Below are 21,252 nucleotides of genomic sequence, written 5' to 3'. Positions count from 1 at the left end.
CATTCGGGCTTAGTGCGTACGGGTCACTTTGCTCAGGTGGCGCGGCTGATCCGGGTCCATGCCACGGGCCACGGCGAGACCTGCGGCCATCACGTAGAAGCTCTGGATCGCCAGAATCGGGTCGAGGGCTGGGTGTTCGGCGCGGCTCAGGGTCAGGTCGCGTTCGAGGATGTCGTCCGGCGCGGCCAGCAACACGCGAGCGCCGCGTTGACGCATCTCTGCCGCGAGGCTGATGAGGCCCGCCTGTTCGGCACCGCGTGGAGCGAACACCAGCAGCGGGTAGTGTTCGTCGATCAGCGCCATCGGGCCGTGACGGACTTCGGCACTGCTGAAGGCTTCGGCCTGGATCGCCGAGGTTTCCTTGAATTTCAGCGCGGCTTCCTGAGCGATGGCGAAACCGGCACCACGGCCAATGACCATCAGCCGTTCGCAATCTTGCAAGGCATCGATGGCCGCGCTCCAGTCCTGTTGCGCCGCGTCGCGCAGGCCTTCGGGTAGGGCGTTGTGCGCTTCCAGCAGTTCGCTGTCTTCTTTCCAGTGCGCGATCAGGCGGGCGCTGGCGCTCAGGGTGGCGATGAAACTCTTGGTCGCGGCGACGCTGCTTTCGATACCGGCGAGCAACGGCAGGCTGAATTCACACGCCGCTTCCAGTGGCGAATCGGCGGCATTGACCATCGATACGCTCAGTGCGCCGCGCTTGCGCAGCAGACGCAGACTGTTGACCAGATCCGGGCTCTGACCCGATTGCGAGAACGCGAACGCCACCTGACCGCTGACCTTCAGCGGCGCCTGCTGCATGGTCACCACCGACATCGGCAGCGACGCCACCGGCACCCCCAGTTGCTGCATGGTCAGGTAGGCGAAGTAGCTCGCCGCGTGGTCGGAGCTGCCGCGCGCGACGGTCATCGCCACTTGTGGTGGCTGACGGCGCAGGCGCCCGGCGATCTCGATCATCTGCGGGTCGAGTTGTTGCAATTGGGCTTGCACGGCCTCGAACGAGGACAGCGCCTCTTCAAGCATTTTTGAAGTCAATGTCTTCTCCTTCGACCATGACGGCGGTCAGTGTGAGCGAGCGATCCAGCCGCACGCAGTCGGCCCAGGCCCCCGGTTGCAGGCGCCCGCGTTCAGTGATGCCGAGGTAGTCGGCGGGAAATTGCGATAGACGCTGCGAAGCCTCGGCGATCGGCAGACCGATCTTCACCAGGTTGCGCAGGGCCTGATCCATGGTCAGCGTGCTGCCGGCCAGCGTGCCGTCGGGCAGGCGCACGCCGCCCAGGCATTTGGTCACGGTGTGGCTGCCGAGCTTGTATTCACCGTCGGGCATGCCGGCGGCGGCGGTCGAATCGGTGACGCAGTACAGGCACGGGATCGAACGCAGGGCCACGCGGATCGCACCGGGATGCACGTGCAGCAAGTCCGGGATCAGTTCGGCGAATTTGGCGTGGGCCAGCGCGGCGCCGACGATCCCCGGTTCGCGGTGATGCAGCGGACTCATGGCGTTGTACAAATGGGTGAAACTGGTCGCGCCAGCCTCCAGAGCGGCGACGCCTTCCTCGTAGCTGCCGAGGGTGTGGCCGATCTGCATGCGGATGCCCCGGCTGCTCAGTTCACGAATCAACCCGTCGTGACCGGCGATTTCCGGGGCGATGGTGATCACCCGGATCGGCGCCAGCGCGAGGTATTGCTCGACCTCGGCCATCAACGCGGTGTGGGCGAAGTTCGGTTGCGCGCCGAGTTTTCCGGGGTTGATGTACGGGCCCTCCAGATGCACACCGAGGACGCGGGCGGCACCTTGCGGACGCTGTTCGCAGAACTCGCCGACCTCTTTCAGCACGCTGGAGATCTCGGCACTCGGCGCGGTCATGGTGGTGGCCAGCAGCGAAGTGGTGCCGAAGCGCACGTGGGTGCGAGTGATGGTTTCGAAAGCGCTGGCGCCTTCCATGATGTCTTTGCCACCACCGCCATGGACGTGCAGATCGATGAAACCCGGCAGCAGGTAGGGCAGATCATTGTCGGCCGGATCGCAGGGCACGCCTTCGATCGACACGACTTTGCCGTGTTCGTGGATCAGCCGGCCGCGAACCCAGCCGCTGGCGGTGAGGATGTTGTCTTCGGACATTTCGGTTCTCGCTTATGGCCGCTCTTAACGACGCAGCTCTGCAACAAAGTCGTAGTAGTCGTTGCGGCAATAGGTGTCGGTGACTTCGATCGGCGTGTTGTCTTCGAGGTAGCCGACCCGGGTCATCAGCAGCATGGCGGTGCCGGGGGCGATGCCGACCAGCGCGGCGAACTCGTCCGAGGCGTTGATCGCCTGGATGTGCTGCAGGGCGCGGACGATCGGTTTGCCGATGCCGTCGAGGTATTCGTAGAGTGAATCGCCGACCAGGTGCGGCTTGGGCATGATCGAGGCGGGCAGAGTGCTCATCTCGATGGCCATCACCGTGTCGTCGGCCTTGCGCAGGCGTTTCATGCGCGCGACCTTGTCGTTCGGCGACAGGCTCAGGCGGATCAGTTCTTCGTGAGTCGGCAGGGTGATTTCGCGTTCCAGCCACTGCGAGCTGGGGACAAAACCCTTGAGGCGAAGCATTTCGCTGAAGCCCGAGAGGCGTGACAGCGGTTGTTCCAGACGGGGTGTGATGAAGGTGCCGGAACCTTGCAGGCGGCGGATCAGACCTTGATCGAGCAGCACTTCCAGCGCCTTGCGGGCGGTGACCCGGGAGATACCCAGTTGCTCGCTGAGGTTGCGCTCGGACGGCATCGCCTGCTCGGCCTTCCACTGCCCGGAATGGATCGCCGATTCCAGATTGCGCGCCAGCTGCAGGTACAGCGGCGTCGGCTGGGAGTCATCTGGGCGTAGGGCCTGGAGGTCGTTCATGTAGGTCATTTCCGACGCGAGTATAGGATTGTTGTGGCTCGCTTGTGGGGCGGAAATTAATACCACTTGAATACCATGTCAACGCGGGGAATTGGCGTGTAGCCCAATGAAATGGCGAGTTTCGAGGGTTGTGGCTTGAAGTGGTATTAGGGGTGGGCTTTAGAACGCAAAAGATCGCAGCCTGCGGCAGCTCCTACAGTGGCAAGTGGTATCAACCCTGTAGGAGCTGCCGCAGGCTGCGATCTTTTGATTTATTTTTTTCAGGTGACCAGTGGTCGCTGGTTAAGGACGGATCTCGATCATCGTGCCGTCCGGCACCAGACCCCAGACTTCACGCATGTCCATGTTGCGCATGGCGATGCAGCCGTCGGTCCAGTCCAGGGTGTGGAACAGGTCTTCCGGGGTTTCTTCCGAATCCGGGGTGCCGTGGATCATGATCATCCCGCCAGGCTCGACGCCTTCGCGGCGGGCGCGGGCCGAATCGCTGATGTTCGGGTAGGAGATGTGCATCGCCAGGTTGAATTTTTCACTGACCTTGCGCCAGTCGATCCAGTAGAAACCTTCGGGCGTGCGTTTGTCGCCTTCAATCAGTTTCGGTCCTTTTTTCGCGCCCTTGCCCAAGGAGATTCGATAGGTCTTGATCGGCTTGCCGTCGGCGATCAATTGCAGTTGATGAGCCGATTTGAGCACCAGGATTTTTTCGATCATCGGGGTATTCGACGGCGTCACGGTGGTCACGAATGACGCTTGGGACACGGTGACGAACGACAGGCAAAACAGGGCAAGCAACCAGCGCATTGAAACGATTCCCCAAGGAGTGACGCAGATATTTTATTTATAGAAGCTTTAGGTGATGGCAGGCTGCGTCAACGGCGGAATCGATTCGGAGCGAACCGGGTAGCTTTCGGCGCGGCGATCAGCGAAGAAGCATTCTAAGGTACGCCCCACGGTGCGGAAAGCCAGCTCGTCCCACGGGATGTCGGCTTCGTCGAATAGTTGTACTTCGAGGCTCTCGGGCCCGGCAGCAAAGTCCAGATCGGCCAGTTCGGCACGGAAGAACACGTGTACCTGGCTGATGTGCGGCACGTCGATCAGCGTGTAGATGCTCAGATTACGCACTCGGGCGCAGGCTTCCTCGGCGGTTTCGCGGATCGCGGCCTGCTCGATGGTTTCGCCGTTTTCCATGAAACCGGCAGGCAGCGTCCAGTAACCGAGGCGTGGCTCGATGGCGCGGCGGCAGAGCAGCACTTTACTGCCCCAGGTCGCGACGCAACCGGCGACGATATTGGGGTTTTGATAGTGAATGGTCTGACAGCTGTCACAGACAAATCGCAGCCGCGAATCGCCTTCGGGAATGCGCTGGGTCACCGGGTTGCCGCACTGGCTGCAAAATTTCATGCTGGGGTTCCTGAATGCTGCGCCTATCTTGGCGTGCAGCGGTGCCGGTCGGCAAGTTGTCGTTTCGCGACATGGCCCGGCGAGGGGCTTGGGCGGCTGCAATGATTGGTGCATGATGCAGGGTAAGGCACAGATCGAGAACACTCATGCTGGACGAGCTACTGCATAGGGTAAGCAACCACACACCGCGCACGCTGGAGACCGATAAACGTTTCCCCGAGGCCGCTGTTCTGGTGCCGATCACCCGCAGTGACGAACCCGAGCTGGTGCTGACCCTGCGCGCCAGCGGCCTCTCGACCCATGGCGGCGAGGTGGCCTTTCCCGGCGGTCGCCGCGACCCGGAAGACCCCGACCTGATCTTCACCGCTCTGCGCGAAGCTGAGGAAGAAATCGGCCTGCCACCGGGGCTGGTCGAGGTCATCGGCCCGCTCAGCCCGCTGATCTCCCTGCACGGCATCAAGGTCACGCCGTATGTCGGGGTGATCCCGGACTTCGTCGAATACCAGGCCAACGATGCCGAGATCGCAGCGGTGTTCAACGTGCCGCTGGAGTTTTTCCGCAAAGATCCGCGCGAACACACGCACCGTATCGATTACCAGGGCCGTAGTTGGTATGTGCCGAGTTATCGCTACGGCGAATTCAAGATCTGGGGTTTGACCGCTATCATGATCGTCGAACTGATCAATCTGCTCTATGACGAACAGATCAGCCTGCATCATCCGCCCAAAAGCTATATCAACACCTGAAGCCATCGCTCGAATGGCCCGTCATCGTGAGCCCTGAGGAAAACAAGATGAAATACCGCCTGGGCGACGCCCGCGTCGACACCCATCCACAGAGCTGGGTCGCGCCCAATGCCGTGCTGGTGGGCAAGGTCAGACTGGAAGAGGGCGCCAACGTCTGGTTCAACGCCGTATTGCGCGGCGACAACGAACTGATCCTGATCGGCAAGAACAGCAACGTCCAGGACGGCACGGTGATGCACACCGACATGGGCTATCCGCTGACCATCGGCACCGGCGTGACCATCGGTCACAACGCCATGCTGCATGGCTGCACCGTCGGCGACTACAGCCTGATCGGCATCAACGCGGTGATCCTCAACGGGGCGAAAATCGGCAAGAACTGCATCATCGGCGCCAATTCGCTGATCGGCGAAGGCAAGGAGATCCCCGATGGCTCGCTGGTGATGGGCTCGCCGGGCAAGGTCGTGCGTGAGCTGACCGAGCCGCAGAAGAAGATGCTCGAAGCCAGCGCCGCGCACTATGTGCATAACTCGCAGCGCTATGCGCGTGATCTGGTCGAGCAGGAAGAATGAGTACTCCCGAAAGACCGGTTGCCTCGCCGTGTGTGAATATCTGCGCACTGGATGACGACGATATTTGTACCGGTTGCCAGCGTACGGTCGCTGAGATCACCCGCTGGGGGCGGATGACCAATGACGAGCGGCGGGTGGTGCTGGGGTTGTGTCATGAGCGGGCGAAGGCGAGTGGGTTGGTGTGGATGATCCCCGGGAAATCTGGCGTCTGACAAACCGCCTTCGCGAGCAAGCCCGCTCCCACATTGGATTTGTGTTCACATTCGATCAACTGTGGGAGCGGGCTTGCTCGCGAAGAGGCCAGAACAGTCGCCACTTCTTATTGGCCCGACTCCAAGCCTGAAGTAACCTGTGCGCCAATTTCCCAGGTCGCCGCCATGATTTTCCTCATCGCCTACATCAGCAGCGTCGTGCTGATCAACTTCGCTTTCTCCACCGCGCCACACCTGGACATCATCTGGTCGGCCTGGGGCGGGTTGGTATTCGTGTTGCGCGACATGGTGCAAACCCGTTTCGGTCACGGTGCGCTCGTGGCGATGCTGGCGGCGCTGGTGTTGTCCTACGTCACTTCCGATCCGTCCATCGCCCTGGCCAGCGCCACGGCGTTCGCGGTGTCGGAAATCATCGACTGGCTGGTGTTCAGCGTCACCAAACGGCCGTTGCGCGACCGCCTGTGGATCAGCTCGGCGCTGAGCATTCCGCTCGATACCTTCATCTTTTTCGGCATGATCGACCAGATGACGCCACCGGTGATCATCACTGCACTGGTCTCGAAGTTCGCTGGCGTCACTGCCGTCTGGCTGATCATGGCCTGGCGCGAGCGCAAACAGGCTGTCGCCAGCTGAGCCAAACCCTGCGGTTCATGTAAAATGCCGCGCTTTCTCCCCATGGAAAGCGCGTCTGGCGTTGCTTTCCTCGATGATCCGCTTCTTTGAGGACCTGAGATGACCCGTATCGGAACTCCATTGTCGCCGACCGCGACCCGCGTATTGCTGTGTGGCTGTGGTGAGTTGGGCAAGGAAGTGGTGATCGAGCTGCAACGCCTGGGCGTTGAAGTGATTGCCGTCGACCGTTACGCCAACGCGCCGGCGATGCAGGTGGCGCACCGCAGCCACGTGATCAACATGCTCGACGGCGCCGCGCTGCGGGCAGTCATCGAAGCCGAGAAACCGCACTTCATCGTGCCGGAAATCGAAGCCATCGCCACCGCCACGCTGGTCGAGCTGGAAGCCGAAGGCTTCACCGTGATCCCGACCGCCCGCGCCGCGCAACTGACCATGAACCGCGAAGGCATCCGCCGTCTGGCCGCTGAAGAGCTGGACCTGCCAACCTCGCCGTACCACTTTGCCGACACCTTCGAGGACTACAGCAAAGCCGTTCAGGACCTGGGTTTCCCGTGCGTGGTCAAGCCAGTCATGAGCTCGTCGGGCAAAGGCCAGAGCCTGCTGCGCAGCGCCGATGATGTGCAGAAAGCCTGGGATTACGCGCAAGAGGGCGGTCGCGCCGGCAAAGGTCGGGTGATTATCGAAGGGTTCATCGATTTCGACTACGAAATCACTCTGCTGACCGTGCGCCACATCGGCGGCACCACGTTCTGCGCACCGGTCGGTCACCGTCAGGAGAAGGGCGACTATCAGGAATCCTGGCAGCCGCAGGCCATGAGCCCGATTGCTCTGGCCGAGTCCGAGCGCGTGGCCAAAGCCGTGACCGAGGCCTTGGGTGGTCGCGGGCTGTTCGGCGTCGAGCTGTTCATCAAGGGTGATCAGGTGTGGTTCAGCGAAGTTTCGCCGCGCCCGCATGACACCGGTCTGGTGACCCTGATTTCCCAGGACCTGTCGCAGTTCGCCCTGCATGCGCGCGCCATTCTCGGTCTGCCGGTGCCGCTGATCCGTCAGTTCGGCCCTTCGGCTTCGGCAGTGATTCTGGTGGAAGGGCAGTCGACCCAGACCGCGTTCGCCAACCTGGGCGCAGCGCTGAGCGAGCCGGATACGGCGTTGCGTCTGTTCGGCAAGCCTGAAGTCAATGGTCAGCGCCGGATGGGCGTGGCGTTGGCGCGGGATGAGTCGATTGAGGCGGCGCGTGCGAAAGCGACCCGTGCGTCTCAGGCTGTCGTGGTCGAGCTGTAAACCGAGTCGCCCCTATCGCGAGCAGGCTCACTCCTACAATTGGAATGCGTTCCCCTGTAGGAGTGAGCCTGCTCGCGATTCGCTCTGTCAGGCCACCTGATTCAGATCGTTATTGCGCGTTTCCTTCAGGCACAGCACAGCAATCAGGCTGAGCACCGCTGCCGCCGACACATACCCGCCGACATAACTCAAACCACCCATTGCCACCAGTTTCTGCGCGAAGAACGGAGCCGCCGAGGCGCCGACGATCCCGCCGAGGTTGTAAGCGGCCGATGCGCCGGTATAGCGCACGTGGGTCGGAAACAGTTCCGGCAGCAGCGCGCCCATCGGGGCAAACGTCACCCCCATCAGGAACAGCTCGATGCACAGGAACAGTGCCACGCCCCAGGTCGAACCTTGCGTCAGCAACGGCTCCATCAGAAACCCGGACAGAATCGCCAGCACGCCGCCAACGATCAGCACCGGTTTGCGCCCGTAACGGTCACTCGCCCAGGCGGACAACGGTGTTGCCGCGGCCATGAACAGCACGGCAAAACACAGCAGTCCAAGGAACGTCTCACGGCTGTAGCCGAGGGTGGACACGCCGTAGCTCAGGGAGAACACCGTCGAGATGTAGAACAGCGCGTAGCACACCACCATCGCCGCCGCGCCGAGCAGAGTGGGCGCCCAGTACTGGGTGAAAAGCTCGACCAGCGGCACCTTCACTCGCTCCTGACGGGCGATGGCGTTGGCGAATACCGGGGTTTCGTGGAGTTTCAAGCGCACATACAGGCCGACCATCACCAGTGCCGCGCTGAGCAGAAACGGAGTCCGCCAGCCCCAGCTGCGGAACTGCTCGTCGTCGAGGGTCATGGCCAGGGTCAGGAACAGGCCATTGGCTGCAAGAAAGCCGATTGACGGGCCAAGCTGCGGGAACATGCCGAACCACGCCCGTTTGCCCTTGGGCGCATTCTCCGTGGCCAGCAACGCCGCGCCACCCCATTCGCCACCCAATCCCAAACCCTGACCGAAACGCAGCACACACAACAGAATTGGTGCCCAGGCGCCAATGCTGGCGTAACCCGGCAGCACGCCGATCAGCGTGGTGCACACGCCCATCAGCAAGAGCGAGGCGACCAGTGTCGACTTGCGCCCGATGCGGTCACCGAAATGGCCGAACAGCGCCGAACCCAGCGGGCGGGCGAGGAAGGCGATGCCGAAGGTGAGAAACGCCGAAAGCATCTGCGCGGTGCCGGACGTCTGCGGAAAGAACACCGGCCCGATCACCAGTGCGGCGGCCGTGGCGTAGACATAGAAGTCGTAAAACTCGATGGCGGTGCCGATGAAACTCGCCGTCGCCACGCGGGTGGCGGAGTTGGTCGGCTGGGCAGGCGCGGTGGCGCTGTAAGCGGTACTGGTCGTCATGCGGTGATCCCTGACAGTCATGGCTCCGTTGGAGCGAATTATTATGGTTGAACACCCAGGGATGTGGGATGAGACGCGAGCGCTGTTTCGAGTAGGAACAGTCGTCGGGGTGGTGCGGAAAATTACCGAAACCGTTGGCGTGCGGGGTAAGCACAGGGCTCGGCGGCGCTTGGGTAAGCGGCTCGATTATAGGAAGGGGGCTAACGAATGAACAAGAGCAAAGATCGCAGCTGTCGGGCTTTCTGTGGCGAGGGAGCTTGCTCCCGCTCGGGCGCGCAGCGGCCGCCAAGAGGGTGGGGTCGCTACGCAACCCAGCGGGAGCAAGCTCCCTCGCCACAACAGCGCTTAGATCTTGGCGGGCACCAAGCTTGTATGCCAGATCAGCACCTTGCTCACCCGGTTGTCCTCGGTCTCGAGAATCTCCAGTCGATAACGCCCGATCTTCAAGCACACCGCGCTGTCCGGAATGGTCTCCAGCGCCTCGGTCACCAAGCCGTTGAGGGTTTTCGGTCCGTCGCTCGGCAAATGCCAGCCCAGGCATTTGTTCAGTTCGCGGATCGACGCTGTGCCGTCGATCACCATGCGCCCGTCGGCCTGCGGATGGATGTGCGGGTTGTCGAGGCTGTGCTCGCTTTCGAATTCGCCGACGATTTCTTCGAGAATGTCTTCCAGGGTGACGATGCCCAGCACCTCGCCGTACTCATCCACCACCATGCCCAGGCGGCGCTGCTGCTTGTGGAAGTTCAGCAGTTGCAGTTGCAGCGGCGTGCTTTCCGGGACGAAGTACGGTTCGTAGCTGGCGGCCAGCAGCGCTTCGCGGCTCAGTTGGCCATCGTTGAGCAGATGGCGGATCTGCCGGGTGTTGAGCACCGCTTCGACCTGATTGATGTCGCTATGGAACACCGGCAGGCGCGTGCGCTTGTTGTGGCGCAGTTGTTCGACGATCGCTTCGATCGAGTCGTCGAGGTTGATGCCGTCGACATCGCTCCGTGGCACCAGAATGTCGTTGACCGTGATGTTGTCCAGCGCATGGATGCCTGAGACCGGGTGGGTGCGAGACGGATGTTCCTGGTCGTCGTCAGGGCCGGCAGGTTCTTCGTCTTCGCTTTGCTGCACCACCTGGGGTTTGCGCGCGAAGGGACGCAGCAGCAGACCGCTGATGCGACTCAGCAGCCAGGCCAGCGGGTAAAGGATTTTCAGCGGAACGGCCAGCAGGGTATTGCCGAACGACAGTACTGCATCCGGATAGCGCTGGGCCACGGTGCGCGGAAAGTAGTCGGCAAACACCAGCAACACGGCACCGGCGCCGAGGCAGGCGGCCCACGGGCCGTTTTCTTCGCAAAGGAAGATTGCCAGCAGTGTGGCAATGACCACCGCGAGGGCGCGGCACAGGGTGTTGCACAGGATCAGACTGTCGAGCGGGAAGCTCAGCTTCGCCAGCGGCTTATCGCTGGCGCGCGAAGCGGTGCGTTGCGCGAGCAAGTGCTGCTGCGCGATTTCGACGGCGGTAAACAGCCCCGACCATAAAATCAGCAGGACAAATACCGCGAGCATCGGCCCTATGGGCAAACCGTCCATTTATGCCGCCCGTCAGATGTGCAGGATGTATTCACGAACCAGTTTGCTGCCGAAATACGCCAACATCAGCAGGCAGAAACCGGCGAGAGTCCAGCGAATCGCCTTGTGGCCACGCCAGCCGAGGCGATTGCGGCCCCACAGCAGCACGCTGAACACGATCCAGGCCAGGCACGCCAGCAGGGTCTTGTGCACCAGATGCTGGGCGAACAGGTTCTCGACGAACAGCCAGCCGGAGATCAGCGACAGCGACAGCAGCGTCCAGCCGGCCCAGAGGAAACCGAACAGCAGGCTTTCCATGGTTTGCAGTGGCGGGAAATTCTTGATCAGGCCCGACGGGTGCTTGTGCTTGAGCTGGTGATCCTGCACCAGCAGCAGCAAGGCCTGGAACACCGCGATGGTGAACATGCCGTAGGCGAGGATCGACAGCAGGATGTGGGCGAGGATGCCCGGTTCTTCGTCGATGATTTGTACCGTGCCGGCCGGGGCGAACTGCGCCAGCAACACCGTCGCCGCGCCGAGCGGGAACAGCAGCACCAGCAGGTTTTCAACCGGGATCCGCGAGCAGGCCAGTAGCGTCAGGGCGATGACAGCCGCGGCGATCAGGCTGGCGGCGCTGAAGAAGTCCAGGCCCAGGCCGATCGGCGTCAGCAGGTGAGTGAGCAGGCTGGCGCTGTGGGCGAGCACGGCGAGGATGCCGAGCGTAACCAGCAGGCGCTTGTTCGCCTTGGCGCCGGAGGCCAGGCGGGTGCCCTGATAAAGGGTCGCAGCGGCATAAAGAAGCGCGGCGGCGATGGTAGTCAGCAAACTGGGTGACAAGGGGAGCATAAATCCTGTTAGGCAGGCCCGAAAGGCGCTGAGTTTGGCATAGAACCGCCACACCACGAAAGTGCGAGGTGTCCGCCCGACGCAGTCTTCGCTATAATCCGCGACCTGCCCTCGCCGCAGGCTCGCCGAGCACATGTTGAATCCGGTCTGGGCCGCCATTATCCCGGTCTACACAGGGCCTGAAAGGATCGCGCAATGTTTGAAAACTTAACCGACCGTCTCTCGCAGACGCTGCGCCATGTCACCGGCAAGGCAAAGCTGACTGAAGACAATATCAAAGACACCCTGCGCGAAGTGCGCATGGCGTTGCTCGAAGCCGACGTCGCCCTGCCGGTGGTCAAGGACTTCGTCAATTCGGTCAAGGAGCGCGCTGTCGGCACCGAGGTGTCGCGCAGCCTGACGCCGGGCCAGGCCTTCGTGAAGATCGTCCAGGCCGAACTCGAAAGCCTGATGGGCGCGGCCAACGAAGACTTGAACCTGAGCGCCGTGCCGCCCGCCGTCATTCTGATGGCCGGTCTGCAGGGTGCCGGTAAAACCACCACCGCCGGCAAACTCGCGCGCTTCCTTAAAGAACGCAAGAAGAAGTCGGTGATGGTCGTGTCGGCGGACATCTACCGTCCGGCTGCGATCAAACAGCTGGAAACCCTGGCCAACGACATCGGCGTGACGTTCTTCCCGTCCGATCTGAGCCAGAGGCCGGTCGACATCGCCAACGCGGCTATTAAAGAAGCAAAACTGAAATTCATCGACGTGGTCATCGTCGACACCGCCGGTCGTCTGCACATCGACGAAGAGATGATGGGCGAGATCAAGGCGCTGCACGCCGCGATCAACCCGGTCGAAACCCTGTTCGTGGTCGACGCCATGACCGGTCAGGACGCCGCCAACACGGCCAAGGCCTTCGGTGATGCGCTGCCGCTGACCGGTGTGATCCTGACCAAGGTCGACGGCGATGCCCGTGGCGGTGCCGCGCTGTCGGTGCGCGCGATCACCGGCAAGCCGATCAAGTTCATCGGTATGGGCGAGAAGAGCGAAGCGCTCGATCCGTTCCACCCTGAGCGTATCGCTTCGCGGATCCTCGGCATGGGCGACGTGCTCAGCCTGATCGAACAGGCTGAAGCGACCCTCGACAAGGACAAGGCCGACAAACTGGCCAAGAAGCTGAAGAAGGGCAAGGGCTTCGACCTCGAAGACTTCCGCGATCAACTGCAACAGATGAAGAACATGGGCGGCCTCGGCGGCCTCATGGACAAGCTGCCGAGCATCGGCGGCGTCAACCTGTCGCAAATGGGCAATGCCCAGAACGCGGCAGAGAAGCAGTTCAAGCAGATGGAAGCCATCATCAACTCCATGACCCCGGCCGAGCGCCGCGACCCTGAGCTGATCAGCGGTTCGCGCAAGCGCCGGATCGCCATGGGTTCCGGCACTCAGGTGCAGGACATCGGTCGCTTGATCAAGCAGCACAAGCAGATGCAGAAGATGATGAAGAAATTCACCGCCAAAGGCGGAATGGCGAAAATGATGCGCGGCATGGGCGGTATGTTGCCCGGCGGCGGCATGCCGAAAATGTGATTCAGGACACCATGACTTCGCCGGTCGTCGCACCGGCGCAGACCCTGCAAGGACGCAGGATCAACAGCAAACCCGCACTCGGCGGGAGCTGACTGGCCGTTTTCATCGACGGCTCTATATGCAAATCCGCACGGCATGCCATAGGCGCCGGAAAAAGTCATTTGCAAAAGTCCGGATATTCCTTAGAATATGCGGCCTTTCGGGCACCCATGCCCGCTGTGCATTTAGATTTGCAGCACCGACTACAGGAACGATGTTCACATGCTAACAATCCGTCTTGCCCTTGGCGGCTCCAAAAAGCGCCCGTTTTACCACCTGACCGTAACCGACTCGCGTAACCCGCGTGACGGCTCCCACAAAGAACAGGTTGGCTTCTTCAACCCTGTTGCCCGTGGTCAGGAAATCCGTCTGTCCGTGAACCAAGAGCGCGTAGCCTACTGGCTGAGCGTTGGTGCACAGCCATCTGAGCGTGTTGCTCAGTTGCTGAAGGAATCTGCCAAGGCTGCAGCCTGAGCAGTATGAGCGCGACGCCAGAAAAAGCTGATGACCTGATCGTTGTCGGCAAGATTTTTTCGGTTCACGGCGTTCGCGGCGAGGTGAAGGTCTTTTCCTTTACCGATCCGATTGAAAACCTGTTGGACTACCGCAACTGGACGCTTCGGCGCGAAGGCGTGGTGAAACAGGTCGAGCTGGTCAGCGGCCGATCCACTCAAAAGGATCTGGTTGCCAAGCTCAAAGGCCTCGACGATCGCGATGAAGCCCGTCTTCTGAGCGGTTACGAGATTTGCATCTCACGAAGCCTTTTGCCCAACCTGACAGGCGACGAGTACTACTGGTACCAGTTGCAGGGTCTGAGCGTCATCAACCAGGACGAGCAATTGTTCGGCAAGGTTGATCACCTGTTGGAGACCGGCGCGAACGATGTATTGGTGGTCAAGCCCTGCGCAGGCAGCCTGGATGATCGCGAGCGGTTGTTGCCCTATACGGAGCAATGCGTGCTGGCAATCGACCTGGAAGCAGGCGTGATGCGGGTGGAATGGGACGCGGACTTCTAAGCAATGGCCAGCCTGCGCGTAGACGTCATTACGCTGTTCCCCGAGATGTTCTCGGCCATCAGTGAGTACGGCATTACCAGTCGTGCGGTCAAACAGGGGCTCTTGCAGCTGACCTGTTGGAATCCGCGGGATTACACGACGGATCGGCATCACACTGTGGACGATCGCCCGTTTGGCGGTGGTCCGGGCATGGTGATGAAGATCAAGCCCCTGGAAGATGCTCTGGTTCAGGCCAAGGCAGCAGCCGGGGAGGCGGCGAAGGTGATTTACCTGTCCCCCCAAGGCCGTCAACTGACTCAGTCGGCGGTACGCGAGTTGGCAAAATCGGATGCATTGATCCTGATTGCCGGCCGCTATGAAGGCATTGACGAGCGCTTTATTGAGGCTCATGTCGATGAAGAGTGGTCGATTGGTGACTATGTACTGTCTGGCGGCGAGCTGCCGGCCATGGTCATGATCGATGCGGTTACACGACTGCTGCCCGGAGCTTTAGGGCATGCGGATTCCGCTGAGGAAGATTCCTTTACGGATGGTCTGCTGGATTGCCCGCACTACACCCGACCTGAGGTGTATGCGGATCAGCGTGTTCCCGACGTGTTGCTAAGTGGCAATCACGCGCATATCCGGCGTTGGCGTTTACAGCAGTCCCTTGGTAGGACCTATGAACGACGCGCCGATCTTCTGGAAAGCCGCTCGCTTTCTGGAGAAGAGAAGAAGCTGCTCGAGGAATACATCCGCGAGCGGGACGATAGTTAACAACGTATCGATGGTAGATCAGTTGATTTACCTTAGGAGCACAGCATGACCAACAAAATCATCCTTGCACTCGAAGCAGAGCAGATGACCAAAGAAATCCCTACCTTTGCCCCAGGCGACACCATTGTCGTTCAGGTGAAAGTGAAGGAAGGCGATCGTTCCCGTCTGCAAGCGTTCGAAGGCGTTGTCATCGCCAAGCGTAACCGCGGCGTGAACAGTGCGTTCACCGTTCGTAAAATCTCCAACGGTGTTGGCGTAGAACGTACTTTCCAGACCTACTCCCCGCAGATCGACAGCATGGCTGTTAAACGTCGCGGTGACGTACGTAAAGCCAAGCTGTACTACCTGCGCGACCTGTCGGGTAAAGCAGCTCGCATCAAGGAAAAACTGGCTTAAGTCCAGCTTCCGATGCAGAAAAAAGCAGCCTACGGGCTGCTTTTTTGTTGCCTGTAATTTATCCACAGCATTTTTGTTTCAGGCCAGAACCATGACCACCCGCGACCAGGAAATCCAGCGCCGTACCGAACTCTCGGTAACCCGCGTGACCAAAGCCGTCTTCCCGCCGACCACCAACCACCACAACACCCTGTTCGGCGGCACCGCGCTGGCATGGATGGACGAAGTGTCGTTCATCACCGCCACCCGCTTCTGCCGCCTGCCGCTGGTGACTGTTTCAACCGACCGCATCGACTTCAACCACGCGATCCCGGCCGGCTCCATCGTCGAACTGGTCGGTAAAGTGATCAAGGTCGGCAATACCAGCCTCAAGGTCGAGGTGGAAGTGTTTGTCGAGAGCATGAGTTGTGATGGCCGCGAGAAGGCGATTCATGGGCAGTTCAGCTTTGTCGCTATTGATGATGACAAGCGGCCGGTGCCGGTGCTGCCTGGGTTTGCAGCCTGATCTGGAACCGAGTCGCGCCATTCGCGAGCAGGCTCGCTCCCACAGGCTTTGTGTCGGACACAATTTCCGATCACTGTGGGAGCGAGCCTGCTCGCGAATGCGTCAGCTCAGGCGCTGCTGCTCTCAGGCTGAATCAACGCCAACAACGTCCACCCGGATCCCGGTTTCAAAACGGTCTCCGGCGTCACCACATGCACCCAGCCGCTGTCATCGCGCATGAACAGCAGCGTCGCCCGATTGCCATGCAATGCCTGGTAATCCTCCCAACCGAACCCGTCCGTCAACGTCGTGCTGTACACCTCGGCGCCGTTGCTGATCAGGCTGGCGAGCTTGGCGTAGGTCAGCGCCTCGCTCCCCAGCTGATTGCCGCGATGTTCCAGGCTTGCCCGATGCTTGTCACTGCGACGACTTTCCTGACCACTGGCCAGACCAAACAGGCGTTGATGACCAAAGTCGTGTCGAAAACGCATCGCCGCCAGGGTGTTCAGTTCGCCCGACGGCGATAGCGCCAGCAGATGCCCCAGCCCCACCAGATCCAGATGCGCATCCGCATGCTGAGAAGCCGGGTTACCAAAGTACGTCGGCAAACCCTCCATGCGCGCCGCACGAATATTCTCCCAGCTCGAATCGGTCAGCAGCACGCGGCTGCCCAGTAGCTGCAACGATTTACCCAGCAGGCGCGCCGGGCCGTTGGCGCCGACGATCAGGAAGCCGCTCGGCGCCGGTTCAGCGACGTTCAGCAAGCGTGCCAGTGGCCGAGCGGTTGCACTTTGCAGCACCACGGTGCCGATGATCACCGCGAAAGTCAGCGGCACCAGCAGCAGCGCACCTTCGTGCCCGGCTTGATCCAGACGAATCGCGAAAATCGCCGACACCGCCGCCGCCACGATCCCGCGCGGGGCGATCCAGCACAGCAGGGCGCGTTCACGCCAGCTCAGGCTAGAGCCGGCAGTGCTCAACAGCACGTTCAGCGGGCGCGCGATCAGTTGAATCACCAGCAGCAGAATCAGCACCAGCGGCCCGAGGCCGATCAGGGCATGCAGGTCCAGCCGCGCCGCCAGCAGAATGAACAACCCGGAAATCAGCAGCACGCTGAGGTTTTCCTTGAAGTGCAGGATGTGCCGCACATCCACGCCCTTCATGTTCGCCAGCCACATGCCCATCAGCGTCACCGCCAGCAGGCCGGACTCGTGCATCACCTGATTGGATGCAATGAAGATCCCCAACACCGCCGCCAGCGAGGCGAGGTTATGCAGGTACTCGGGCAACCACTGGCGCCGGATGATGGTGCCCAGCACCCAGCCGCCGACCACCCCGAATACGCTGCCGCAGACAATCACCCCGCCGAAGGTCAACAGGCTCTGTTCGAGGCCGTTGCCCTCGGAGCGGGCGATGATGAAGCTGTAGACCACCACCGCGAGCAGGGCGCCGATCGGGTCGATGACGATGCCTTCCCAGCGCAGGATGTTGGCGATCGAGGCTTTCGGCCGCACCACCCGCAGCATCGGCACGATCACCGTCGGGCCGGTCACCAGCGTCAGGCTGCCGAACAGGATCGCCAGCAGCCAGTCGAAGCCGAGCAAGAAGTGCGTCGCGACGGCGATGACCACCCAGGTGACGAGCGCACCGAGAGTCACCAGCCGATGCACGACACTGCCGATCTCGCGCCATTCCGACAGGTGCAGGGTCAGACTGCCCTCAAACAGGATCAACGCTACCGCCAGCGACACCAGCGGCATCAGCAGCGGGCCGAACATTTCCTGCGGGTCGAGCCAGCCCAGCACCGGCCCGGCGAGAATCCCGGTCAGCAACAGAAACAGAATCGCCGGCAGCTTCAGGCGCCATGCCAGCCACTGGCAACCCAGCGCAGCGGCGCCGATCCCGCCAAATGCCAAGAGAATTTGCTGCTCGTTCATTGATGCTCCCTGTTCCTTGAATTAGCGGGCTATGAAAGACTAGCGGCCATTCCTACAGTTCACTCTACATTTGCGCACAGCCTCGGAGGTTGTGTGTCTTGAGCGCCCATGCCTGCCATCGACCATCCGCTGATTGACCAATTCCTCGACGCCCTGTGGCTGGAAAAAGGCCTGTCCGACAACACCCGCGGCGCTTACCGCAGCGATCTGGCGCTGTTCAATGGCTGGCTGCAGGAGAAAAACCTCGAGCTGATCAATGCCGGTCGCGAGTTGATCCTCGATCACCTGTCCTGGCGTCTGGAGCAGAACTACAAACCGCGTTCCACCGCCAGATTTCTTTCCGGTGTGCGTGGCTTTTATCGCTATCTGCTGCGGGAAAAGCTGATTACGGTCGATCCGACCTTGCGCGTCGACATGCCGCAACTCGGTCGGCCTTTGCCCAAGTCGCTGTCGGAAGCCGACGTCGAGGCGCTGCTCAAGGCGCCGGATCTGAGCGAAGCCATCGGCCAGCGTGACCGCGCCATGCTTGAGGTGTTGTATGCCTGTGGTCTGCGGGTGACCGAACTGGTCAGTCTGACGCTGGAGCAGGTCAACCTGCGTCAGGGCGTGTTGCGGGTGATGGGCAAGGGCAGCAAGGAGCGGCTGGTGCCGATGGGCGAAGAGGCGATTGTCTGGGTCGAGCGCTATATGCGTGATGGCCGTAGCGAGCTGCTCGGCGGGCGCCCCAGCGATGTGCTGTTCCCCAGCCAGCGCGGCGAGCAGATGACCCGCCAGACCTTCTGGCACCGGATCAAGCATTGGGCCAAAGTCGCCGGGATCGGCAAATCGCTGTCGCCGCACACCTTGCGCCATGCGTTTGCCACGCACCTGCTCAACCACGGCGCGGATCTGCGGGTGGTGCAGATGCTGCTGGGGCACAGTGACCTTTCCACTACGCAAATCTACACCCACGTCGCCCGCGCGCGGTTGCAGGACCTCCATGCCAAACACCACCCAAGAGGCTGATGCAACCTTCAATGTTGGAGTCATTACCTGTGGTGAGGGGATTCATCCCCGATGGGCTGCACAGCAGCCCCAAAAACTTTGGGTTTAATAAAAACACCAAAGTATCCATTTACGACCGCAGCGCCTGCATCGGGGATAAATCCCCTCACCACAATAATGTGTGCCAGTCAGCCTTGAGTGTCTTGTGTCAGGCGCATTCGGCCATGCGAGCCTTATGTGGTAGGCTTTGCCGGTTTGCACGATGGACGGTTATGACCCGGTGTTCCGGCACGGGCGTTCTGACCGTTTCATTTGTCCGCCTTCAGGAGTTCTCATGCGTCTGACCCAGATTTTCGCCGCCGCAGCCATTGCGTTGGTCAGCACCTTTGCCGTCGCCGATGACGCGGCCGACAAAGCCATTCGTCAAAGCCTGGAAAAACTCGAACTCGAGGTTCCGGTAGAAAGCATCAGCGCCAGCCCGTTGCCGGGCATGTATGAAGTCAAGCTCAAGGGCAGCCGCGTGCTGTACGCCAGCGCCGACGGCCAGTACATCGTTCAGGGCTACCTGTTCCAGCTCAAGGACGGCAAACCGGTCAACCTGACCGAGAAGACCGAACGCCTGGGCATCTCCAAACTGATCAATGCCATTCCAGTGGCCGAAACCGTGGTGTATCCGGCGGTGGGCGAAACCAAATCGCACATCACCGTGTTCACCGACACCACCTGCCCGTACTGCCACAAGCTGCACGCCGAAGTGCCTGAGCTGAACAAGCGCGGCATCGAAGTGCGTTACGTGGCGTTCCCGCGTCAGGGCCTCGGCTCGCCGGGTGACGAGCAACTGCAAGCCGTGTGGTGCTCGACCGACAAGAAAGCCGCCATGGACAAAATGGTCGATGGCAAAGAAATCAAGGCCGCCAAGTGCGCGAACCCGGTTTCCAAACAGTTCGCTTTGGGTCAGTCGATTGGCGTGAACGGCACACCGGCCATCGTTTTGGCTGACGGACAAGTCATTCCGGGCTACCAGCCGGCGCCACAAGTCGCCAAACTGGCGCTGGGCGCCAAGTAATTCGCATCGTCACGGTCCGCCGTTGACGATCATGGTCCGGCAGCAACATCGCCGGGCCATTAATAGAGAGCCGCGAACACGCGGTTGTTTTCCGGCCGACCTTGCGTCGGCCGTTTCATGGGGAGTTCACAGTGAATCCGGTCAAAGTAGGCATCTGTGGGTTAGGGACCGTCGGTGGCGGTACCTTCAACGTACTTCAGCGCAACGCCGAGGAAATTGCTCGTCGTGCCGGGCGTGGGATCGAAGTGGCACAAATTGCCATGCGCACGCCAAAGCCTCAGTTCCAGACGACCGGTATTGCGATTACCAACGATGTCTTCGAAGTGGCCACGAACCCTGAGATCGACATCGTCATAGAGCTGATGGGCGGCTACACCGTTGCCCGCGAGCTGGTACTCAAGGCCATCGAGAATGGCAAGCATGTGGTCACCGCGAACAAGGCACTGATCGCCGTTCACGGTAATGAGATTTTCGCCAAGGCACGCGAGAAAGGCGTGATCGTGGCGTTCGAAGCGGCTGTGGCCGGTGGCATTCCGGTGATCAAGGCGATCCGTGAAGGCCTGTCCGCCAACCGCATCAACTGGGTCGCCGGGATCATCAACGGCACCGGCAACTTCATCCTCACCGAAATGCGCGAGAAGGGTCGCACCTTCGAAGACGTGCTGGCCGAAGCGCAAGCGCTGGGCTACGCCGAAGCCGATCCGACCTTCGACGTCGAAGGCATCGACGCCGCGCACAAACTGACGATTCTGGCTTCCATCGCGTTCGGCATTCCGCTGCAATTCGACAAGGCCTACACCGAAGGCATCACCAAGCTGACCACCGCTGACGTGAACTACGCCGAGGCGCTGGGCTACCGGATCAAGCACCTCGGTGTGGCGCGCAGTACCGCTGCCGGCATCGAGCTGCGCGTACACCCGACGCTGATCCCGGCCGATCGCCTGATCGCCAACGTCAACGGCGTGATGAACGCCGTGATGGTCAACGGTGACGCTGCCGGTTCGACGCTGTTCTACGGCGCCGGTGCCGGCATGGAGCCGACCGCTTCGTCGGTGATCGCCGACCTGGTGGACGTGGTTCGCGCCATGACGTCCGATCCGGAAAACCGCGTGCCGCACCTGGCCTTCCAGCCGGACTCGCTGTCGGCGCATCCGATCCTGCCGATCGAAGCCTGCGAAAGCGCTTACTACCTGCGCATCCAGGCCAAGGACCATCCGGGCGTACTGGCTCAGGTGGCGAGCATCCTCTCGGAGCGTGGCATCAACATCGAGTCGATCATGCAGAAGGAAGTCGAGGAACACGACGGTCTGGTACCGATGATCCTGCTGACCCACCGCGTGGTCGAGCAGCGTATCAACGATGCGATCGCCGCCCTCGAAGCCCTGGCCGGCGTGAATGGTCCGGTTGTGCGGATCCGCGTCGAGCACCTGAACTAAGTCGTTGTCCTGCAATGGCCCCGTGAAAGGGGCCACTGTTGT

Annotated in this window: 23 protein-coding genes; 14 read left to right on the top strand and 9 right to left on the bottom strand. The window is 61.2% G+C overall.

Translation table 11 applies throughout. From position 1 onward, the window contains the following. Positions 1 to 9: 9 nt before the first annotated feature. The 5 genes from ACM6I7_RS15310 to ACM6I7_RS15290 all read right to left on the bottom strand — a co-directional run bounded on the left by ACM6I7_RS15310 (position 10) and on the right by ACM6I7_RS15290 (position 4,273). Entirely contained in the window at positions 10 to 1,020 is a 1,011-nt protein-coding gene (locus tag ACM6I7_RS15310) for an SIS domain-containing protein (protein WP_150370649.1), read from the bottom strand. After that, the gene (gene nagA / locus ACM6I7_RS15305; protein ID WP_330206305.1) at positions 1,013 to 2,119 is read right to left on the bottom strand and encodes an N-acetylglucosamine-6-phosphate deacetylase; all 1,107 of its coding nucleotides are present in this window, start codon (positions 2,117 to 2,119) and stop codon (positions 1,013 to 1,015) included. Before nagA ends, ACM6I7_RS15310 begins: the two co-directional genes overlap by 8 nt. A 24-nt stretch (positions 2,120 to 2,143) precedes the next feature. After that, entirely contained in the window at positions 2,144 to 2,875 is a 732-nt protein-coding gene (locus ACM6I7_RS15300) for a GntR family transcriptional regulator (RefSeq protein ID WP_027610964.1), read from the bottom strand. A 282-nt stretch (positions 2,876 to 3,157) separates the two neighbouring features. Continuing rightward, a complete protein-coding gene (locus ACM6I7_RS15295) occupies positions 3,158 to 3,673 on the bottom strand; it encodes a L,D-transpeptidase family protein (protein ID WP_027610965.1) in 516 nt (171 codons plus the stop codon). 48 nt (positions 3,674 to 3,721) lie between these two features. Next, complete coding sequence (locus ACM6I7_RS15290) at positions 3,722 to 4,273, bottom strand: NUDIX hydrolase (RefSeq protein WP_027610966.1); 552 nt, start codon at positions 4,271 to 4,273, stop codon at positions 3,722 to 3,724. A gap of 146 nt (positions 4,274 to 4,419) precedes the next feature. Between ACM6I7_RS15290 and ACM6I7_RS15285 the strand changes: the two genes are divergently transcribed. The 5 genes from ACM6I7_RS15285 (at position 4,420) to purT (ending at position 7,717) form a co-directional block, all read left to right on the top strand. After that, positions 4,420 to 5,019 (top strand): CoA pyrophosphatase, encoded by a 600-nt coding sequence (locus ACM6I7_RS15285; protein ID WP_007967803.1) that lies wholly within the window; start codon positions 4,420 to 4,422, stop codon positions 5,017 to 5,019. Positions 5,020 to 5,066: 47 nt separating this feature from the next. After that, positions 5,067 to 5,591, top strand: coding sequence for a gamma carbonic anhydrase family protein (locus ACM6I7_RS15280; RefSeq protein WP_025112181.1), 525 nt, complete (start codon positions 5,067 to 5,069; stop codon positions 5,589 to 5,591). Then, the gene (locus ACM6I7_RS15275) at positions 5,588 to 5,803 is read left to right on the top strand and encodes a DUF1289 domain-containing protein (RefSeq protein ID WP_096795202.1); all 216 of its coding nucleotides are present in this window, start codon (positions 5,588 to 5,590) and stop codon (positions 5,801 to 5,803) included. The genes ACM6I7_RS15280 and ACM6I7_RS15275 overlap by 4 nt, the downstream gene beginning before the upstream one ends. Positions 5,804 to 5,968: 165 nt before the next feature. Then, a complete protein-coding gene (locus ACM6I7_RS15270; RefSeq protein WP_096795203.1) occupies positions 5,969 to 6,436 on the top strand; it encodes a VUT family protein in 468 nt (155 codons plus the stop codon). Between the two features lie 99 nt (positions 6,437 to 6,535). Then, the gene (gene purT, locus ACM6I7_RS15265) at positions 6,536 to 7,717 is read left to right on the top strand and encodes a formate-dependent phosphoribosylglycinamide formyltransferase (protein WP_024011715.1); all 1,182 of its coding nucleotides are present in this window, start codon (positions 6,536 to 6,538) and stop codon (positions 7,715 to 7,717) included. An 87-nt stretch (positions 7,718 to 7,804) separates the two neighbouring features. Here the strand turns inward: purT and ACM6I7_RS15260 are convergent, their stop codons facing one another. The 3 genes from ACM6I7_RS15260 to ACM6I7_RS15250 all read right to left on the bottom strand — a co-directional run bounded on the left by ACM6I7_RS15260 (position 7,805) and on the right by ACM6I7_RS15250 (position 11,524). Further along, complete coding sequence (locus tag ACM6I7_RS15260; protein ID WP_414888820.1) at positions 7,805 to 9,121, bottom strand: MFS transporter; 1,317 nt, start codon at positions 9,119 to 9,121, stop codon at positions 7,805 to 7,807. A 345-nt stretch (positions 9,122 to 9,466) separates the two neighbouring features. Then, positions 9,467 to 10,699 carry an HlyC/CorC family transporter gene (locus ACM6I7_RS15255; protein WP_414888819.1) on the bottom strand — a complete coding sequence of 411 codons (1,233 nt, stop codon included), beginning with the start codon at positions 10,697 to 10,699 and terminating at the stop codon, positions 9,467 to 9,469. 12 nt (positions 10,700 to 10,711) lie between these two features. Next, positions 10,712 to 11,524, bottom strand: a complete 813-nt coding sequence (locus ACM6I7_RS15250; protein WP_027610969.1) for an inner membrane protein YpjD — start codon at positions 11,522 to 11,524, stop codon at positions 10,712 to 10,714. 195 nt (positions 11,525 to 11,719) lie between these two features. Here ACM6I7_RS15250 and ffh point away from each other — a divergent pair, with 195 nt between their 5' ends. The 6 genes from ffh to ACM6I7_RS15220 all read left to right on the top strand — a co-directional run bounded on the left by ffh (position 11,720) and on the right by ACM6I7_RS15220 (position 15,808). After that, complete coding sequence (gene ffh, locus ACM6I7_RS15245) at positions 11,720 to 13,096, top strand: signal recognition particle protein (protein WP_414888818.1); 1,377 nt, start codon at positions 11,720 to 11,722, stop codon at positions 13,094 to 13,096. Positions 13,097 to 13,357: 261 nt separating this feature from the next. Continuing rightward, the gene (rpsP, locus tag ACM6I7_RS15240; protein WP_003185073.1) at positions 13,358 to 13,609 is read left to right on the top strand and encodes a 30S ribosomal protein S16; all 252 of its coding nucleotides are present in this window, start codon (positions 13,358 to 13,360) and stop codon (positions 13,607 to 13,609) included. 5 nt (positions 13,610 to 13,614) lie between these two features. Further along, entirely contained in the window at positions 13,615 to 14,151 is a 537-nt protein-coding gene (rimM, locus tag ACM6I7_RS15235) for a ribosome maturation factor RimM (RefSeq protein ID WP_047601381.1), read from the top strand. Positions 14,152 to 14,154: 3 nt separating this feature from the next. Then, complete coding sequence (gene trmD / locus ACM6I7_RS15230; protein ID WP_003221981.1) at positions 14,155 to 14,907, top strand: tRNA (guanosine(37)-N1)-methyltransferase TrmD; 753 nt, start codon at positions 14,155 to 14,157, stop codon at positions 14,905 to 14,907. Positions 14,908 to 14,952: 45 nt separating this feature from the next. Then, a complete protein-coding gene (rplS, locus tag ACM6I7_RS15225; protein WP_003175895.1) occupies positions 14,953 to 15,303 on the top strand; it encodes a 50S ribosomal protein L19 in 351 nt (116 codons plus the stop codon). A 91-nt stretch (positions 15,304 to 15,394) separates the two neighbouring features. Beyond that, complete coding sequence (locus ACM6I7_RS15220) at positions 15,395 to 15,808, top strand: acyl-CoA thioesterase (protein ID WP_007908981.1); 414 nt, start codon at positions 15,395 to 15,397, stop codon at positions 15,806 to 15,808. 107 nt (positions 15,809 to 15,915) lie between these two features. Here ACM6I7_RS15220 and ACM6I7_RS15215 read toward each other — a convergent pair whose 3' ends face one another. Then, on the bottom strand, positions 15,916 to 17,724 hold the full coding sequence (locus tag ACM6I7_RS15215) for a cation:proton antiporter (protein ID WP_414888817.1): 1,809 nt from the start codon (positions 17,722 to 17,724) through the stop codon (positions 15,916 to 15,918). Between the two features lie 108 nt (positions 17,725 to 17,832). Between ACM6I7_RS15215 and xerD the strand changes: the two genes are divergently transcribed. From xerD to ACM6I7_RS15200, 3 genes are all read left to right on the top strand, one after another. Beyond that, the gene (xerD, locus tag ACM6I7_RS15210) at positions 17,833 to 18,729 is read left to right on the top strand and encodes a site-specific tyrosine recombinase XerD (protein WP_007967784.1); all 897 of its coding nucleotides are present in this window, start codon (positions 17,833 to 17,835) and stop codon (positions 18,727 to 18,729) included. Positions 18,730 to 19,042: 313 nt separating this feature from the next. Beyond that, positions 19,043 to 19,774 carry a bifunctional protein-disulfide isomerase/oxidoreductase DsbC gene (gene dsbC / locus ACM6I7_RS15205; protein ID WP_007967782.1) on the top strand — a complete coding sequence of 244 codons (732 nt, stop codon included), beginning with the start codon at positions 19,043 to 19,045 and terminating at the stop codon, positions 19,772 to 19,774. Between the two features lie 131 nt (positions 19,775 to 19,905). Further along, a complete protein-coding gene (locus ACM6I7_RS15200; RefSeq protein WP_007908972.1) occupies positions 19,906 to 21,210 on the top strand; it encodes a homoserine dehydrogenase in 1,305 nt (434 codons plus the stop codon). Positions 21,211 to 21,252 lie beyond the last annotated feature (42 nt).

It is taken from the genome of Pseudomonas sp. IT-93MI4, assembly GCF_949767635.1.
GTDB classification, from domain to species: domain Bacteria; phylum Pseudomonadota; class Gammaproteobacteria; order Pseudomonadales; family Pseudomonadaceae; genus Aquipseudomonas; species Aquipseudomonas putida_A.
Note: the sequence above shows the minus strand (reverse complement) of the source record. Positions and strands in the feature narration are given on the sequence as shown.

What these genes read in the sequence shown, in the direction of transcription:
- ACM6I7_RS15260 (WP_414888820.1), bottom strand. Translation starts at nt 9,121, where the DNA reads ATGACGACCAGTACCGCTTACAGCGCCACCGCGCCTGCCCAGCCGACC.
- ACM6I7_RS15220 (WP_007908981.1), top strand. Translation starts at nt 15,395, where the DNA reads ATGACCACCCGCGACCAGGAAATCCAGCGCCGTACCGAACTCTCGGTA.
- ACM6I7_RS15295 (WP_027610965.1), bottom strand. Translation starts at nt 3,673, where the DNA reads ATGCGCTGGTTGCTTGCCCTGTTTTGCCTGTCGTTCGTCACCGTGTCC.
- ACM6I7_RS15255 (WP_414888819.1), bottom strand. Translation starts at nt 10,699, where the DNA reads ATGGACGGTTTGCCCATAGGGCCGATGCTCGCGGTATTTGTCCTGCTG.
- ACM6I7_RS15290 (WP_027610966.1), bottom strand. Translation starts at nt 4,273, where the DNA reads ATGAAATTTTGCAGCCAGTGCGGCAACCCGGTGACCCAGCGCATTCCC.
- rpsP (WP_003185073.1), top strand. Translation starts at nt 13,358, where the DNA reads ATGCTAACAATCCGTCTTGCCCTTGGCGGCTCCAAAAAGCGCCCGTTT.
- dsbC (WP_007967782.1), top strand. Translation starts at nt 19,043, where the DNA reads ATGCGTCTGACCCAGATTTTCGCCGCCGCAGCCATTGCGTTGGTCAGC.
- ACM6I7_RS15300 (WP_027610964.1), bottom strand. Translation starts at nt 2,875, where the DNA reads ATGAACGACCTCCAGGCCCTACGCCCAGATGACTCCCAGCCGACGCCG.
- ACM6I7_RS15285 (WP_007967803.1), top strand. Translation starts at nt 4,420, where the DNA reads ATGCTGGACGAGCTACTGCATAGGGTAAGCAACCACACACCGCGCACG.
- xerD (WP_007967784.1), top strand. Translation starts at nt 17,833, where the DNA reads ATGCCTGCCATCGACCATCCGCTGATTGACCAATTCCTCGACGCCCTG.
- ffh (WP_414888818.1), top strand. Translation starts at nt 11,720, where the DNA reads ATGTTTGAAAACTTAACCGACCGTCTCTCGCAGACGCTGCGCCATGTC.
- ACM6I7_RS15270 (WP_096795203.1), top strand. Translation starts at nt 5,969, where the DNA reads ATGATTTTCCTCATCGCCTACATCAGCAGCGTCGTGCTGATCAACTTC.
- rimM (WP_047601381.1), top strand. Translation starts at nt 13,615, where the DNA reads ATGAGCGCGACGCCAGAAAAAGCTGATGACCTGATCGTTGTCGGCAAG.
- ACM6I7_RS15310 (WP_150370649.1), bottom strand. Translation starts at nt 1,020, where the DNA reads ATGCTTGAAGAGGCGCTGTCCTCGTTCGAGGCCGTGCAAGCCCAATTG.
- ACM6I7_RS15280 (WP_025112181.1), top strand. Translation starts at nt 5,067, where the DNA reads ATGAAATACCGCCTGGGCGACGCCCGCGTCGACACCCATCCACAGAGC.
- purT (WP_024011715.1), top strand. Translation starts at nt 6,536, where the DNA reads ATGACCCGTATCGGAACTCCATTGTCGCCGACCGCGACCCGCGTATTG.
- ACM6I7_RS15275 (WP_096795202.1), top strand. Translation starts at nt 5,588, where the DNA reads ATGAGTACTCCCGAAAGACCGGTTGCCTCGCCGTGTGTGAATATCTGC.
- ACM6I7_RS15250 (WP_027610969.1), bottom strand. Translation starts at nt 11,524, where the DNA reads ATGCTCCCCTTGTCACCCAGTTTGCTGACTACCATCGCCGCCGCGCTT.
- trmD (WP_003221981.1), top strand. Translation starts at nt 14,155, where the DNA reads ATGGCCAGCCTGCGCGTAGACGTCATTACGCTGTTCCCCGAGATGTTC.
- ACM6I7_RS15215 (WP_414888817.1), bottom strand. Translation starts at nt 17,724, where the DNA reads ATGAACGAGCAGCAAATTCTCTTGGCATTTGGCGGGATCGGCGCCGCT.
- nagA (WP_330206305.1), bottom strand. Translation starts at nt 2,119, where the DNA reads ATGTCCGAAGACAACATCCTCACCGCCAGCGGCTGGGTTCGCGGCCGG.
- rplS (WP_003175895.1), top strand. Translation starts at nt 14,953, where the DNA reads ATGACCAACAAAATCATCCTTGCACTCGAAGCAGAGCAGATGACCAAA.